Here is a 14,532-nt window from a genome sequence, read left to right on the forward strand (position 1 = left end):
CCCGCGCAGGCCCGGCGAAGACTTCCTCGACGACGACATTCCCTGTCCATCCTGACGGCATCGACCTGCTCTGAGCGCTGCCTGCGCCTGGAGTTCCACTGCGTCGCACGGGCTGCGTGGGCGGTCGCAGGCTGACGGTCACGTCTGCAACCATCGCCCGCGCCGGGGCGGGGGCGTGGCAGAATCCGGCAGCTGCCCTTTTCCGTGTGCCCGATGTCGACTCCTGCCGCACCTGCCGTCAACTCCCCGCGCCGCATCCTGCTGGCCAGCCTGATCGGCACCACCATCGAGTTCTTTGACTTCTACATCTACGCCACGGCGGCGGTGCTGGTATTCCCGCACCTGTTCTTCCCCCAGAGCAGCGATGGCGCCGCCCTGCTGCAGTCGCTGGCGACCTTCGCGGTCGCCTTCGTGGCGCGTCCGGTGGGCTCGGCGGTGTTCGGCCATTACGGCGACCGGATCGGGCGCAAGGCCACGCTGGTGGCGGCGCTGTTGACGATGGGCGTGTCCACCGTGGCCATCGGCCTGCTGCCCACGCATGCCAGCATCGGCATCCTGGCGCCGGCGTTGCTTGCCTTGTGCCGGTTCGGCCAGGGGCTGGGCCTGGGCGGTGAGTGGGGTGGGGCGGTGCTGTTGGCCACCGAGAACGCGCCGCCCGGCAAGCGCGCCTGGTACGGCATGTTCCCGCAGCTTGGCGCGCCGTTGGGCTTCCTGCTTTCGGCCGGCATCTTCCTGCTGCTTGGCCGCCTGATGAGCGATGCCGACTTCCTGCAGTGGGGCTGGCGCATCCCGTTCCTGGCCAGCTCGCTGCTGGTGGCCGTGGGCCTGTGGGTACGGCTGAACATCCACGAGACCCCGCAGTTCCAGGCGGCGCTGGACCGCAACGAGCGGGTCAAGCTGCCGATGTGGACGGTCATCCGCGAGCACCCCTTGGCGCTGGTGCTGGGCACGCTGGGCGCGTTTGCCACCTTCGTGTTGTTCTACCTGATGACCGTGTTCACCTTGGGCTATGGCACCACGGTGCTGCACTACACGCGCTCGGATTTCCTGCTGCTGCAGATGACCAGCATGCTGTTCTTCGCCGCCGGCATCCCGCTGTCGGCGTTGTACGGTGACCGTTGGGGCACCCGCCGCACCATGATCGTGGCCAGTGGTCTTATCCTGGCCTTCGGCGTGCTGTTCGCGCCGTTGTTCCTGGCCGGCAGCCCGTGGCTGGTGCTGGGCTTCCTGTCGCTGGGCATGTTCCTGATGGGGCTGACCTACGGCCCGTGCGGCACTTTCCTGGCCGAGATCTATCCGGTGCAGGTCCGCTACACCGGCGCGTCGCTGTCGTTCAACCTGGCCGGCATTCTTGGTGCGGCGCCGGCACCGTATGTGGCCACCTGGCTGGCCGAACGCTTCGGCCTGCTCGCGGTGGGCTACTACCTCTGCCTGACCGCCCTGGTCACCATCCTGGCCCTGTTGGCGATGGGCCGACGCGCCGCGCTCAGCGGAAGAAGCGCTTGAGCGTACGCCCCAGCCAGCTGCCCTGCTGGTGCTCGCGGGCGAACTGGTTCAGGTGCTGCTTGACCTGCGGCGCATAGGCCTTGTCATCGCCACGGATGTGGTTGAACAGCCAGCGCGACAGCATGGTGCGCAGTTCGTCGGTGACGTCCTCGCCGGACTGGAAGCGCAGCCGGTACTCGGACACGCGCTTGCCGAAGATTTCGTGCACGCGCTTGTGCGCGGCGCAGAACGGGTAGCCGGCTTCTTCCATCAGCTCTTCTTCGAAGGCGAAGTGCGACATGGTGTAGTCCACCAGTTCGTCGATCACCTCGGCCACCGCCAACCGCTGCAGACTGCTCTGCGCCACGTGCAGGTGGTTGAGCATCTCCACGATCCGCATGTGCTGGTGGTCGATGACGTCGATGCCGATGTTCAGGTCGTCCTGCCAGACCAGAAGTGCCATGGTGCGTTCCCCGTGATGTTCAACTGGGAACGACTCTAGGTGCGGGGCTGCGGCACCGCGTTGATCTCGATCAAGGCGTCAGCGCCGCTTCCCGGGCGGCGCTGGCCACGCTGGTGCAGCTGACCTGGTTGCGGCCACCGGCCTTGGCCAGGTAAAGCTGCCGGTCGGCTTCAGAGATCAGCCGGTGCAGCGAGTCGTGTTGCGGGCGCAGGCAGCACAGGCCGATGCTCACGGTCATGCGCAGGGTGGTCCCGCCCACCTTCACTTCCAGCGCGGCGATGCGCTGGCGCAGCAGCTCGAAATAGCCGCGGGCTTCGTCTTCCTCAAGGCCCGGCACGAGCAGGCAGAACTCCTCGCCGCCGAAGCGCGCGATCAGGTCCTCCTCGCGTGCATGCGCGGCGACGGCGCCGGCCACTGCGCGCAGTGCATCGTCGCCGGCTTCGTGGCCGTGGGTATCGTTGATGTGCTTGAAGTGATCGATATCGATCATCGCCACCGCCACCAACGCATCGTCGTGGTGAAGCTGCGGCAACTGGCGCTGGCTCTGCTCCAGGAAGCTGCGCCGGTTGGGCAGCCCGGTCAGGAAGTCGCGCGTGGCCAGGTCCTGCAGCGTGCCGATCAACTCCAGCTGGTCCACGTTCTGCGAGACGCGGCAGAAGAACTCCTCGCGCGAGAAGGGCTTGCGCAGGAAGTCGTTGGCGCCGTTCTTCAGGAAGCGCGGGATCAGCGACGGATCGGTATTGCCGGAAATGCCGATCACCGCCACCTTGTCGCGCGAACGCAGCGTGCGCAGCCGACGGGTGAACTCCACGCCTTCCATGCCGGGCATTTCCTGGTCGACCACCGCCAGCCGGATCGCCGGATGCGCCTCGATCGCCCTCAGCCCCTCGGCACCATCGGCCGCTTCGTAGACCTCGTGGCCGTACATGCGCAGCAGCGAGGCGGCGTACATCCGCGCCGACATCGAATCGTCCACCACCAGCGCGGCGATGCGTCGGTTGCGTTCCAGGCGCTGCACCAGCCATACCAGGTAGTCGACGCTGCCGGGGGTGTTCTTCAGCACGTAGTCGATGATCTGCTGTTGCAGCACGCGCTTGCGCAGGTCTTCGTCGTAGACGCCGCTGACCACCACGGTGGGCAACCCGCGCGACAGGAAGAACTCCACCACGTTGTCGCGGTCGCCATCGGCCAGCACCAGCCCGGTCAGGACCAGGAACCAGCCCTGTTCCTGGTCGAGCAGGCGGCCGGCTTCGGCCAGGCTGGTGGCCACGGACACCGGCAGCTCCAGGCGCTGCTCGATCGCCTCGCGCAGCATGCTGGTGAACGTGCGCGAGTTTTCCACCAGCAGGATCCGCTGGGGCAAGGCATCACCGGGGTCGCTGTCGAAAGCGCCCTGCAACAAAGCCGGCATTTGGCGTACGCTCGATTTCGAGTGGGTCGGCAGGGATAGCGGCCGCTCCATCTGCAACTTTAGGCCCGGCGTGAGCAGCTGAGCGTCGCATAGGCCCTGATTGTTGTCAGCTGGTCGGCGATTTGGGTGAAACGGGCCGATTGCGGCTTCTCCGTTCGATGTAGGGAGGGCCAGCAGGTACTATCCGAAGAGAGTCCTTCAATGGCCATGATCAGGAGGTGGACGTGCATTTTTCACGTATTGGTAGTGGCGTGGCCAGTGTGATTCTGGCTGCTGTTCCCATGCTGGCGATGGCCCAGTCCGATGGCCACGGGGTCCATCTGGCAAGAAGCGGACTGGGCCAGGCCCAGCCAATTGCGGCCAACCTGAGTCTGGATCCGCAGTGGCGCCTGTATGGATTCCAGCGCGACGGCATCTCGTATTTCCAGGTGAATGATCTTGCCGGACGTGTGCAGGTGATTATCGGCAATGCCGATGATGCGTTCTGGGTCCTGCCCGCTGGCGAAAGCCGTGCGAGGGTGTCGTTGCCGTCGCAACGTGTACAACCCGCCACGAACGCAGCGCGGGCCGAGGTTTATCGAGATGCGGGCTTCTCGCTGGTTCTCTACGGACACGGCGCCGAGGCGGTGTGGTCTGTCGAGGTCGCCGACCAGCAGCGTTAGCACGTGGACGAACAGTCAGGGTCGAGGTGCTGCCGCTCCGGGGCGGCAGCGCCCGGTTCCACGTGTGTGAGTGGACAATAGGCGGGCAATTCATCACGTGCAGTGCAGGCAGCAGCCGGATAGGCCGTGTGATCAACCAAGCGCCTGGCTGTTGTCCAAGTCAGCAGCCTTCCCGCGGCCGGGGCTGTGGTGGGGCGCAGATCCATTGGATGAGCGCTCCGCGGTTTCCGTCAGCACCATCCGGACCCGATTGCGCCGACACTGTACGAGGCCTCCGTAAGCGAGAGGCAATCCGGCCAAGTGCTCATCGACCATTGCGGCGGTTGTTGCGGACAGTGGGCGTGTCGAGTCAAGCAGTGCCACCACGACGAGAATTCCTCGCTGCGAACCGAAACCCCTGCATCGCGCGCGGACCATCAGCTGCCCAGGCTCATTTTCCAGAAGCAGGGATACTGCTTCATTGAGAGCTCGATAGGCAGCCAGTTGCAGCCCCTTGCTCAGCGTGCATGGGTCGCCTTCGAGTCGAGGCCGGTTCACCCGGTTGCTCAGTTCCCAGCATTCACGCACGCCGCCAGTCTGCAGTGCCACGTACAGGCCGAGTTGATCCAACGCGGTGGGATACACCATGCTTGCCTGCGCGCGGAACAACCGGGAATGCACAGTTGCAGTGTTCAACAGCACGTTTGCTATCTCGTGGTGGCCCTGTAATTTCAGCCAGCTCACCACTTCTTTGAGATAGACGTCCATGCCGTCTCCGAGCTTCCTGAGGTGAAGCGCACGCTCGCGAAGACCCTTCTCGCTGGCGATATGCGAATTCCGGGCCAGCTTTATGGCATTTCTTTCGCCATCGTCCCGCATTCGGTAGCGGTGATAGTAGTGGGTGATACGCGATCCGAATAGAAGTAGCGCGACACCCGCAATGGCCATGACCATCTGTGTCGTAAACGTTGTGGGATCAAATGCCAATGGATACGGCTTTGGCGTCGTAAGGCCAATGATCAGATTGAGCGATGGCACGGCCACCGCGGCTCCACGCCACCCCAGCAGACAAGTAAGTGCAATCGCCGGTAGCGCCATCAATAACTGAAGGCTGGTCTTGGCCGTGGCAGATTCTGCAGGAATCAGCGTCGTAGATACGCCAATCAGGATCATCAGCGCCAATCCAGCAACGCTTGGCGCCAGGAACCGGCGTGTCCATGCCGGTTCGGTGTGCCTCTTCGCCCAAAGCAGGGCAAGTGGGGCAACCGTCAGAATTCCGATGAAGTCACCCACGATATAACGCGCCGCGCCGGTGAGTATTGGTACGTCCGGGGTCGGCCAAAGCAAGTGCATCAGGATCAGGTTCAACGAGGTGACGGCTATGGCCGACGCCGCCCCAACCGAGAGCAGCCAAGCCTGGGACGTAGTGGTCATCATTCTACGGTGCAGCCGCACGATCGATGCCACCGTAGGCATCAAAGAGCCCGACGCGAGGATGACCCACGCCAAGCCATACTTTTCTACCATCGGGTAGCGCATCTGGGCGAAATATGCGTACTCGCCCAGGAACAGGTAAGGCCACAGTCGTGGCGGGCAGAGCAGCAGCGCGGCGACACGCACACCTGCAGGCAGGTAAAACTGGTCGAGAGAGAGTTTGCGTGTACCCCAGCATGCAAAGGCATATACAACAGCGAGGACAAGCCCGACCGGGCGAATGCGCAAACTCAGTTGAAGCCCATCTTTCCACCAATCTCGTCGCACGTATTTCCTCCTGCCCGTGCCAGATCAACATCCATGCGAAACACTATGGCGTTCGGTTTGGACGGTATCGACACGCGGCGGATTGTGCAATTGCGCAGAAAGATTATAGGAATAGAGCGAAAAGATGCGTTTCGTCAGGTCGCCGAGCCTGGCGTGATCAAATGCAAGCCTTTAGTTGGCAACTTGGACGCTTGCTGCGAACGGCTGTCCGAAGGACGGTCTACTACATGACAGATGGGGCTCCGAAGGATCTAGCGCTCACCACAGCACATCGCGCAGCTTGTACCACGACATCGCCGCCACCAGCAGCGGGGTACGCAGCAGTCGCCCGCCCGGAAAACGCGCGTGCGGAATCCGCGCGAACACATCCAGCCGCTGGGCCTGTCCGGCAATGGCCTCGGCCAACACCGCGCCAGCCAGGCCGGTGGCGGCCACGCCGTGCCCGGAGAAGCCCTGGGCGAAATAGACGTTGGGGGTGAGCCGACCCCAGTCCGGTGCGCGGTTGCGGGTGATGTCCACGTAACCGCCCCAGACCTGCTCCATGGCCACATCGGCCAATTGCGGAAACACCTGGTGCATGCGCCGGGTCATCACCCCGTGCAGGCCCGGCGGCGGCAACGCCGAATAGCTGGCGCGCCCGCCGAACAACAGCCGGTGGTCGGCGCTGAGTCGGAAGTAATCCAGGGCCCAGCTGACATCGGCCACGGCCATGTCGTTGCGGATCAAGGCGCGTGCGCGTTCGGCGCCCAGCGCCGGCGTGGCCCCGATGTAGGTGCCCACCGGCATGATCCGCGCTTCCAGTTCCGGTGCGATGCCCTGCAGCAGCGCGTTGCCGGCGATCACTACGTGATCGGCGCTCACCGTCCCCCGTGCGGTACGCAGTTGGGGGCGTGCGCCGCGGACCAGCTGCAGCACCGGCGACTGTTCCAGGATCGTCACCCCCAGGGTTTCGGCCGCGCGTGCCAGGCCCTGCGCATAGGCGAGCGGATGCAGGTGCCCGCTGGCAGCATCGAACATCGCCCCGCTGTAGCGCGGGCTGTCCAGCTGCTCGCGCAGTTGCTGGCGGTCCCACCACTGCAGGGGATAGCCGTAGCGCTCGGCCAGTTCGATCATGCCCGCGCGCAGCATGCGCTCCTGCCGCGGGCGGATCGGGACGCTGGCATGGCCATCGCGCCAGTCGCAGTCGATCTGGTAGCGCTGCAGGCGATGCCGCAGCAGCGCCATGCCTTCACGCGAGAAATCGAACAGGTGGCGGGCATCGTCCGCACCCACCAGGCGTTCGAGCGTGTCCACCTCGCAGCCATAGCCGACGATGGCCTGGCCGCCGTTGCGCCCGGACGCCCCCCAGCCGATCCGCTGCGCCTCCAGCACCACCACGCGGAAGCCGCGCTCGGCCAGCGACAACGCCGCCGACAGGCCGGTGTAGCCGGCGCCGAGCACGCACACGTCGGTGTCCAGATTGCCCGCCAGCGGCGCACGCAAGGGCTGGGCCGGCACGCTGTCGGCGTACCAGCTGGCAACGTGGTCCTGGCCGGAATGGCGCGAAAAATCGGAACTCATGGCGACAGCATGCCAGCAACCCGGCCCCGGAACAGCGGCCAGTCTGTCGCAGGCCGGCGCGCAGGCATGTGACGGACCGACGCCGGTTGCGCCGGGTCGTAGCCCAGCGGTAACGTGCAGGCAGGTCATCCGAGCATGACGCATGGTTTCGCCCCCCTGGGTCGGCCTGCCCACCGACAGCACGATGCTGGGTCATCACCGGTTCGCGGTCGCCGGCGAAAAGTACATCCGCGCGCTGCGCGCGGCTGCCGCGGTCACCCCGGTACTGCTGCCCAGTCTGCAGCCTGCGCTGCCGGCCGACGACTGGCTGGACCGTCTCGATGGCCTGCTGTTGACCGGCGCGGTGAGCAACATAGAGCCGCAGCACTACGGCGGCGCGCCCAGCTGGCCCGGCAATCTGCACGATCCCGCGCGCGATGCCACGGCGCTGTCGCTGCTGCAGGCTGCACTTGCCCGCGACCTGCCGGTGCTGGCCATCTGCCGCGGCTTCCAGGAACTCAACGTGGCGCTCGGCGGCACCCTGCATCAGCGCGTGCACGAGGTGCCTGGCCTGATGGACCATCGCGAGGATCCGGACGCGGCAGTCGAACAACAGTACGGTCCGGCGCACCCGGTGCGGCTGGCCCAGGGCGGGTGGCTGGCCGACTGGGCCGGCGCCGAGGCGATCGCGGTCAATTCGGTGCACGGGCAGGGCATTGATCGCCTCGCGCCGGGGCTGTGGGTCGAGGCACGCGCCGATGACGGCCTCATCGAGGCCGCGCGCAACCCCGCGCACGCCTTCGTGCTCGGAGTACAGTGGCATCCGGAATGGCGTGTCACTGAAAACCCGTTCCATCACCGTATTTTCCAAGCCTTCGGCGATGCTTGTCGCCGCTACTCCTGCAAAGCAGACCGGTCATGACCACCCGAACGCGTTCGCGTAAAGCCACAGCCCCGCGCAAAGCGGCCTCTTCTTCGCGCAAGGCCGCCGCACCGGCGGTGCCCGAGGAGAGCACGCTGCTGCGCTGGCTCAAGGACCGGCGCATCACCGAGGTGGAGTGCCTGGTACCGGACATCACCGGCAACGCGCGCGGCAAGATCATTCCAGCCGACAAGTTCTCGCACGATTACGGCACGCGCCTGCCGGAGGGCATCTTCGCCACCACGGTTACCGGCGAGTTCCCGGACGACTACTACGAGCTGACCTCACCGTCGGATTCGGACATGATCCTGCGCCCGGATGCCGACACCGTGCGCATGGTGCCGTGGGCCACCGATCCCACCGCCCAGGTCATCCACGACTGTTTCACCAAGACCGGCGAGCCGCATGAGCTGGCCCCGCGCAACGTGCTGCGGCGCGTCCTCAATGCCTATGCCGAACTCGGCCTGCGCCCGGTGGTGGCACCGGAGCTGGAGTTCTTCCTGGTCCAGAAGAACACCGACCCGGACTTCCCGCTGCTGCCGCCGGCTGGCCGCTCCGGTCGCCCTGAAACCGCGCGCCAGTCCTACTCGATCGATGCGGTCAACGAGTTCGATCCGATCCTCGATCTGATGTACGACTACTGCGATGCGATGAAGCTGGACGTGGATACGCTCATCCACGAATCCGGCGCGGCGCAGCTGGAGGTCAACTTCACCCATGCCAATGCGATGGATCTGGCCGACCAGGTGTTTCTGTTCAAGCGCACCATGCGTGAGTCGGCGATGCGCCACGGCATCTACGCCACCTTCCTGGCCAAGCCGATGGAGAACGAGCCGGGCAGTGCGATGCACATCCACCAGAGCCTGCTGCGGATCAGCGACGGCAGCAACGTGTTCACCGGCGAGCATGGCGGTGAGGATTTCAGCCCGTTGTTCGGGCACTACCTGGCCGGTCTGCAGAAATACGTGCCGATGGCGATGGCGTTCTTCGCGCCGAACGTGAATTCCTACCGCCGGCTGATGTTCGGCGAGGTCTCCCCGAGCAACGTGCACTGGGGCTTCGACAACCGCACCTGCGGGCTGCGCGTGCCGCTGGATACCCCGGAGAACATGCGGGTGGAAAGCCGGTTTGCCGGCTCGGATGCCAACCCCTACCTGGCGATCGCCGCCACCCTGGCTGCTGGCCTGCTCGGCATCCGCGAGCAGGGCTCCCCCACCGCGCCGATCAGCGGCAGCGCCAAGGAACTGGGCTACGACCTGCCACGCTCGCTGGGCGAGGCGCTGGACGGGCTGGAAGGCTGCCCGGAACTGCGCGAGATGCTGGGCGAGCGCTTCTGCCGGGCCTATGTGTCGGTCAAGCGCAAGGAATACGAGACCTTCTTCCGCGTGATCAGCTCGTGGGAGCGTGAATTCCTGCTGCTCAACGTCTGAACGGCGCCGCGTCGCCAGATCCGGCATGGCCGTGAGGGCCATGTGCTGGGAAAATACGGGCATGCCCGTTAGGCTGGCAGCCGTCGTACCGGTCTGGCCGGTTCCCCCATCTCGCACCTGACCTGTGGAGAGTCCGATGAAGCTGCGAATCCTCACCCTCGGCATTGCCGTATCCGTACTCAGCGCCTGTGGCGGCGGCAAGTCCGACGACGACAGCAAGGTGCTGAACGTCTACAACTACAGCGATTACATCGCCGAAGACACCATCCCCAACTTCGAGAAGGCCACCGGCACCAAGGTGACCTACGATGTGTTCGACAGCGATGAGATGGTGGAAACCAAGCTCCTGGCCGGCAACAGCGGCTACGACGTGGTGGTGCCGACGCTGAATTTCTTCGGCCGCCAGATCAAGGCCGGGGTGTTCCTGCCGCTGGACAAGAGCAAGATCCCGAACCTGGCCAACCTCGACCCGGACGTGATGAAGCGCATCGCCCAGCAGGACCCGGGCAACCAGTACGGCGTGCCGTACATGATCGGCACCACCGGCATCGGCTACAACGTGGAACTGCTCAAGCAGCGTTTCGGCGGCAGCACCGACATCGCCAACAGCTGGGATCTGATCTTCAAGCCCGAGAACATCGCCAAGATGAAGGACTGCGGGATCACCATCCTGGACACCCCCTCGGACATGATCCCGATCGCGCTGCACTACCTGGGCGAAGATCCGCACAGCCAGGACCCGGCCACGCTGGAAAAGGCCGCCGCGCTGCTCAAGGGCATCCGCCCGTACGTGCAGAACTTCCACTCCTCCCAGTACGTGGGCTCGCTGGCCAACGGCGGCACCTGTCTGGTGGTGGGCTGGTCGGGCGACATCATCCAGGCTCGTGACCGCGCGGCCGAGGCCAACAACGGCGTCACCGTGGCCTACTCGATCCCGCGCGAAGGCGCGCCGCAGTGGTTCGACATGCTGGCCATCCCCAAGGATGCCAAGCACCCGGAGGCCGCGTATGCCTTCATCAACTACCTGCTGGAACCGAAGGTGGCCGCGGCCAACACCAACTTCATCCATTACGCCAACCCGGTGACCAAGGCCACCGCCCTGGTGGACGAGGCGATCCGCACCGACCCGACCATCTACCCGCCGGCCGACGTGGCCGCCAAGATGTTCACCTACTCGATCAACACTCCGGAGGTGGACAAGCTCTACACCCGGTTGTGGACCGAGGTGAAGACCGGTCGCTGACCGCCCCTGCGACGCCGGCCCCGTGCCGGCGTCGTCGTTTCAGGGTATTCATCCCGCAGGTGTGGGGGGCAGGCCGCCCGATCCGGTAGCGCATGACGCTGCCACCACCGGTAAAATGGGATGCTCCCCCCGTCCCGCCGCCGCTCCCGGAGCCGCTCCCCATGCCATTTGATGCCAAGCCGGAAGGCGAGGTCGTGCCGGTCCTCGAACCGGGCTATCTGTCCATCCGCGCGCTGCGCAAGGAATTCGACGGCTTCGTCGCCCTCGACGATGTCAGCCTGGACGTGCGCAAGGGCGAGATCTTCGCCCTGCTCGGCGGCTCGGGCAGCGGCAAATCGACCCTGCTGCGCTGCCTGGGCGGCTTCGAGACGCCCACCAAGGGCAGCATCGAGCTGGACGGCCAGCGCATCAACGATCTGCCGCCGTACCAGCGGCCGATCAACATGATGTTCCAGTCCTACGCGCTGTTTCCGCACATGACGGTGGAGCAGAACATCGCCTTCGGGCTCAAGCAGGACGGCCTGGCCCGCGATGCGATCCGCACACGCGTGGGCGAGATGCTGGAGCTGGTGCAGCTGGGGAAGCTGGCCAAGCGCAAGCCGCACCAGTTGTCCGGTGGCCAGCAGCAGCGCGTGGCGCTGGCGCGGTCGCTGGCCAAGGGGCCCAAGCTGCTGCTGCTGGACGAGCCGATGGGCGCGCTGGACAAGAAGCTGCGTTCGCAGATGCAGCTGGAGCTGGTCAACATCATCGAGACCTCCGGGGTGACCTGCGTGATGGTCACCCACGACCAGGAAGAGGCCATGACCATGGCCACCCGCATCGCGGTGATGGATGCCGGCTGGATCCAGCAGGTGGGCAAGCCGGACGAAATCTACGAGCAGCCGGCCAACCGCTTCGTGGCCGAGTTCATCGGCTCGGTGAACCTGTTCGACGGGGCGATCGACGAGGACCTGCCCGAGTACGTCACCGTGCGCACGCCGCTGTTCCCGGCGCCGATCTACGTGGCCCACGGCATCACCGGCTACGAAGGCCAGCCGGTGGCGTTCGCGCTGCGCCCGGAGAAGGTGATGATCGGCAAGGACGAGCCGGCCGGGGACACCAACAAGGCACAGGGCGTGATCGAGGAAATCGCCTACTTCGGCAGCCATTCGGTCTATCACGTGCGCCTGCCGAGCGGGGCCAAGGTGCTGTCCAATTTCGCCAATTCGCAGCGCTGGGCCAGCGACGGGCTGACCTGGGGCGACAGCGTGTGGGTGTGCTGGCGTGACAACGACGGCGTGGTGCTCACCGCATGAACGCCGCCGGCTGGAAGCGTTGGCTCCCCGGTACCCGCGGTAGCGTGATCGCCGCGCCGTACCTGTGGCTGCTGCTGTTCTTCGCGGTACCGTTCGTGATCATCCTGATGATCTCGTTCTCACGCACGCAGGTCGGCTCGCCGCCGTATACCTGGCTGCTGGAATACGTGGATGGCGCGTTCTCGCTGAAGCTCAACCTGGGCAATTACGCAGCGCTGGTGAAGGACAACCAGTACGTGCTGGCCTACCTGAGTTCGATCAAGATCGCGGTGATCGCCACGCTGCTGACGCTGCTGATCGGCTACCCGATGGCATACGTGATTTCGCGGATGTCGCCGGCCGCGCGCAACGTGGCGATGATGTTGGTGGTGCTGCCGTCGTGGACCTCGTTCCTGATCCGGGTGTATGCGTGGATCGGCATCCTGGACCGCAACGGGCTGCTCAACCAGCTGCTGCTGAAGCTGGGGTTGATCGATGCGCCGCTGCAGATCCTGTACACGCCGACCGCGGCCTATATCGGCATCGTGTACTGCTACCTGCCGTTCATGGTGCTGCCGCTGTACGCCAACCTGGTCAAGCTGGACAACCGTCTGCTCGAAGCCGCCTACGATCTCGGGGCCAAGCCGTGGCAGGCCTTCCTGCGGATCACGCTGCCGTTGTCGCGCACCGGCATCATCGCCGGCTGCATGCTGGTGATGATCCCGGCGGTGGGCGAGTTCGTGATTCCGGAGATGCTGGGTGGCCCGGACACGCTGATGATCGGGCGGGTGCTGTGGGGTGAGTTCTTCAACAACCGCGACTGGCCCACGGCCTCGGCGGTGGCGATCGTGATGCTGCTGTTGCTGCTGGTGCCGATCCTGCTGTTCAACCGGGTCCAGCAGCGTGAGCTGGAAGGGAAGCTGCTATGAGCATGGTGCGCGGCAGCCGGTGGTTGGGGTGGTCGGTGTTGGGGCTGGGGTTCGCGTTCCTGTACCTGCCGATCCTGTTGCTGATGGTGTACTCGTTCAATGCCTCCAAGCTGGCCACGGTCTGGTCGGGCTTCTCCACGCGCTGGTACGGGGAACTGTTCAACAACCGGCAGATCCTGGATGCGTTGTGGATCAGCCTGGAGGTGGCGTTCTGGACGGCGTGCGCGTCGACGGTGCTGGGCACGATGGCGGCGATGGTGATGACGCGGTTCAAGCGGTTCCCGGGCAAGACCATGTTCGGCGCGCTGATCACCGCGCCGTTGGTGATGCCCGAGGTGATCCTGGGCTTTTCGCTGATGACGCTGCTGGTGGCGATGGGCGGCATTCCGGGCTTCCCGGCACGCGGGGTGACCAGCATCTGGATCGCGCATGTGACGTTCACGCTGTCGTTCGTGACGGTGGTGGTGTCCTCGCGGTTACAGGAGCTGGACCGTTCGCTGGAAGAGGCGGCGATGGACCTGGGGGCGAGCCGGTTGAAGGTGTTCTTCCAGATCACGTTGCCGATCATCGCCCCGGCGTTGGTGGCCGGCTGGTTGTTGGCCTTTACGTTGTCGCTGGACGATGTGGTGATCGCCAGTTTCGTGGCCGGCCCGAATTCGACGACGCTGCCGATGAAGGTGTTCGCATCGGTGCGGATGGGGATCAAGCCGGAGATCAACGCGCTGGCCACGCTGATGGTGCTGGCGGTGTCGATCGCGGCGGTGGTGGGCTGGTTCGTTACTGCGCGCGGTGAGAAGCGGCGTCAGCGCGACATGCAGATGGCGCTGCAGGACAAGGGGTAGGGTGGGTGCAGCTGTTCTTTTTAGAGCGACCGCAACGGCAACAGCGGGACTGAAATCTGAGTTGGCGTTGGCGTGGGTGGGTTGGCGGGATACGCCGCAAGTCCCGCTCCGCGGCCCGGCCCAGCCGCTGGCGGCCGTGCGTTCAGTCGCATGCGAGGCAGTTCCTCGCGAGCAATGCGCCTTCACCCGTGTAGGCTCCCAAGCCGCATCCATGCGGCTTGAGGGTCCCGCCAATCCACCCACCCACGCCAACGCCTGACGGATTGTTTGCCCCTTTGTTGGGTGGAGCAGGGCGAAAGCGAGCGCGAGCGCACTTTGCCGCGAGGGAAGGGTTCAAGAGCAGCCGGGCATGGCCCGGCTCTACCCGTTCATCGTGCGCTGATCCCGCGGTAGAGCCGGGCCATGCCCGGCTGCTCTTCTCTCCCCCTCCAAAAAAACGGGCGGCCGGCTCTTGCTCTCAATCCGGCCCCGGCCAACTGTCTGGGCACGGTGCGGGTGGGATGCCGGGACCGTCGGGCGCCATGGATGGCGCCCGCGAGCCTCCACGGATGGATTCACGGCGTGTCCCGGCATCCCACCCGCACCGTGCCCA

The 14,532-nt window shown here is 65.3% G+C and carries 12 protein-coding genes; 8 read left to right on the top strand and 4 right to left on the bottom strand.

Going from position 1 to position 14,532, the window contains the following annotated elements; translation table 11 throughout:
• Positions 1-213 precede the first annotated feature (213 nt).
• A complete protein-coding gene (locus AC1DR7_RS12695; protein ID WP_256777258.1) occupies positions 214-1,506 on the top strand; it encodes an MFS transporter in 1,293 nt (430 codons plus the stop codon).
• On the opposite strand, the gene AC1DR7_RS12700 is transcribed toward AC1DR7_RS12695, so the two are convergent.
• Positions 1,487-1,948: a bacteriohemerythrin gene (locus AC1DR7_RS12700; protein ID WP_256777257.1), complete on the bottom strand. Its 462-nt coding sequence runs from the start codon at positions 1,946-1,948 to the stop codon at positions 1,487-1,489. The two genes, AC1DR7_RS12695 and AC1DR7_RS12700, sit on opposite strands and share 20 nt — an antisense overlap.
• 70 nt (positions 1,949-2,018) lie before the next feature.
• A complete protein-coding gene (locus AC1DR7_RS12705) occupies positions 2,019-3,359 on the bottom strand; it encodes a diguanylate cyclase (protein WP_457317986.1) in 1,341 nt (446 codons plus the stop codon).
• A gap of 224 nt (positions 3,360-3,583) precedes the next feature.
• Here AC1DR7_RS12705 and AC1DR7_RS12710 point away from each other — a divergent pair, with 224 nt between their 5' ends.
• Positions 3,584-4,021, top strand: a complete 438-nt coding sequence (locus AC1DR7_RS12710) for a hypothetical protein (RefSeq protein WP_256777255.1) — start codon at positions 3,584-3,586, stop codon at positions 4,019-4,021.
• A 132-nt stretch (positions 4,022-4,153) separates the two neighbouring features.
• Here the strand turns inward: AC1DR7_RS12710 and AC1DR7_RS12715 are convergent, their stop codons facing one another.
• A complete protein-coding gene (locus AC1DR7_RS12715; protein ID WP_457317985.1) occupies positions 4,154-5,761 on the bottom strand; it encodes an MASE1 domain-containing protein in 1,608 nt (535 codons plus the stop codon).
• A gap of 258 nt (positions 5,762-6,019) precedes the next feature.
• Complete coding sequence (locus AC1DR7_RS12720; RefSeq protein ID WP_457317984.1) at positions 6,020-7,321, bottom strand: NAD(P)/FAD-dependent oxidoreductase; 1,302 nt, start codon at positions 7,319-7,321, stop codon at positions 6,020-6,022.
• A gap of 142 nt (positions 7,322-7,463) precedes the next feature.
• Between AC1DR7_RS12720 and AC1DR7_RS12725 the strand changes: the two genes are divergently transcribed.
• The 6 genes from AC1DR7_RS12725 to AC1DR7_RS12750 all read left to right on the top strand — a co-directional run bounded on the left by AC1DR7_RS12725 (position 7,464) and on the right by AC1DR7_RS12750 (position 13,940).
• Positions 7,464-8,222 (top strand): gamma-glutamyl-gamma-aminobutyrate hydrolase family protein, encoded by a 759-nt coding sequence (locus AC1DR7_RS12725; RefSeq protein ID WP_457317983.1) that lies wholly within the window; start codon positions 7,464-7,466, stop codon positions 8,220-8,222.
• Positions 8,219-9,652 (top strand): glutamine synthetase family protein, encoded by a 1,434-nt coding sequence (locus AC1DR7_RS12730; protein ID WP_478052630.1) that lies wholly within the window; start codon positions 8,219-8,221, stop codon positions 9,650-9,652. The genes AC1DR7_RS12725 and AC1DR7_RS12730 overlap by 4 nt, the downstream gene beginning before the upstream one ends.
• A gap of 136 nt (positions 9,653-9,788) precedes the next feature.
• Positions 9,789-10,895 carry a polyamine ABC transporter substrate-binding protein gene (locus AC1DR7_RS12735; protein WP_256777250.1) on the top strand — a complete coding sequence of 369 codons (1,107 nt, stop codon included), beginning with the start codon at positions 9,789-9,791 and terminating at the stop codon, positions 10,893-10,895.
• A 161-nt stretch (positions 10,896-11,056) separates the two neighbouring features.
• Positions 11,057-12,190 (top strand): ABC transporter ATP-binding protein, encoded by a 1,134-nt coding sequence (locus AC1DR7_RS12740; protein WP_457317981.1) that lies wholly within the window; start codon positions 11,057-11,059, stop codon positions 12,188-12,190.
• Complete coding sequence (locus AC1DR7_RS12745) at positions 12,187-13,098, top strand: ABC transporter permease subunit (RefSeq protein WP_256777249.1); 912 nt, start codon at positions 12,187-12,189, stop codon at positions 13,096-13,098. Before AC1DR7_RS12740 ends, AC1DR7_RS12745 begins: the two co-directional genes overlap by 4 nt.
• Positions 13,095-13,940, top strand: coding sequence for an ABC transporter permease subunit (locus tag AC1DR7_RS12750; RefSeq protein ID WP_457317980.1), 846 nt, complete (start codon positions 13,095-13,097; stop codon positions 13,938-13,940). Before AC1DR7_RS12745 ends, AC1DR7_RS12750 begins: the two co-directional genes overlap by 4 nt.
• The last annotated feature ends 592 nt before the right edge of the window (positions 13,941-14,532 follow it).

The sequence above is a fragment of the Stenotrophomonas sp. P5_A9 genome (assembly GCF_056400525.1).

What these genes read in the sequence shown, in the direction of transcription:
- AC1DR7_RS12695 (WP_256777258.1), top strand. Translation starts at nt 214, where the DNA reads ATGTCGACTCCTGCCGCACCTGCCGTCAACTCCCCGCGCCGCATCCTG.
- AC1DR7_RS12700 (WP_256777257.1), bottom strand. Translation starts at nt 1,948, where the DNA reads ATGGCACTTCTGGTCTGGCAGGACGACCTGAACATCGGCATCGACGTC.
- AC1DR7_RS12705 (WP_457317986.1), bottom strand. Translation starts at nt 3,359, where the DNA reads ATGCCGGCTTTGTTGCAGGGCGCTTTCGACAGCGACCCCGGTGATGCC.
- AC1DR7_RS12720 (WP_457317984.1), bottom strand. Translation starts at nt 7,321, where the DNA reads ATGAGTTCCGATTTTTCGCGCCATTCCGGCCAGGACCACGTTGCCAGC.
- AC1DR7_RS12725 (WP_457317983.1), top strand. Translation starts at nt 7,464, where the DNA reads ATGGTTTCGCCCCCCTGGGTCGGCCTGCCCACCGACAGCACGATGCTG.
- AC1DR7_RS12730 (WP_478052630.1), top strand. Translation starts at nt 8,219, where the DNA reads ATGACCACCCGAACGCGTTCGCGTAAAGCCACAGCCCCGCGCAAAGCG.
- AC1DR7_RS12735 (WP_256777250.1), top strand. Translation starts at nt 9,789, where the DNA reads ATGAAGCTGCGAATCCTCACCCTCGGCATTGCCGTATCCGTACTCAGC.
- AC1DR7_RS12740 (WP_457317981.1), top strand. Translation starts at nt 11,057, where the DNA reads ATGCCATTTGATGCCAAGCCGGAAGGCGAGGTCGTGCCGGTCCTCGAA.
- AC1DR7_RS12745 (WP_256777249.1), top strand. Translation starts at nt 12,187, where the DNA reads ATGAACGCCGCCGGCTGGAAGCGTTGGCTCCCCGGTACCCGCGGTAGC.
- AC1DR7_RS12750 (WP_457317980.1), top strand. Translation starts at nt 13,095, where the DNA reads ATGAGCATGGTGCGCGGCAGCCGGTGGTTGGGGTGGTCGGTGTTGGGG.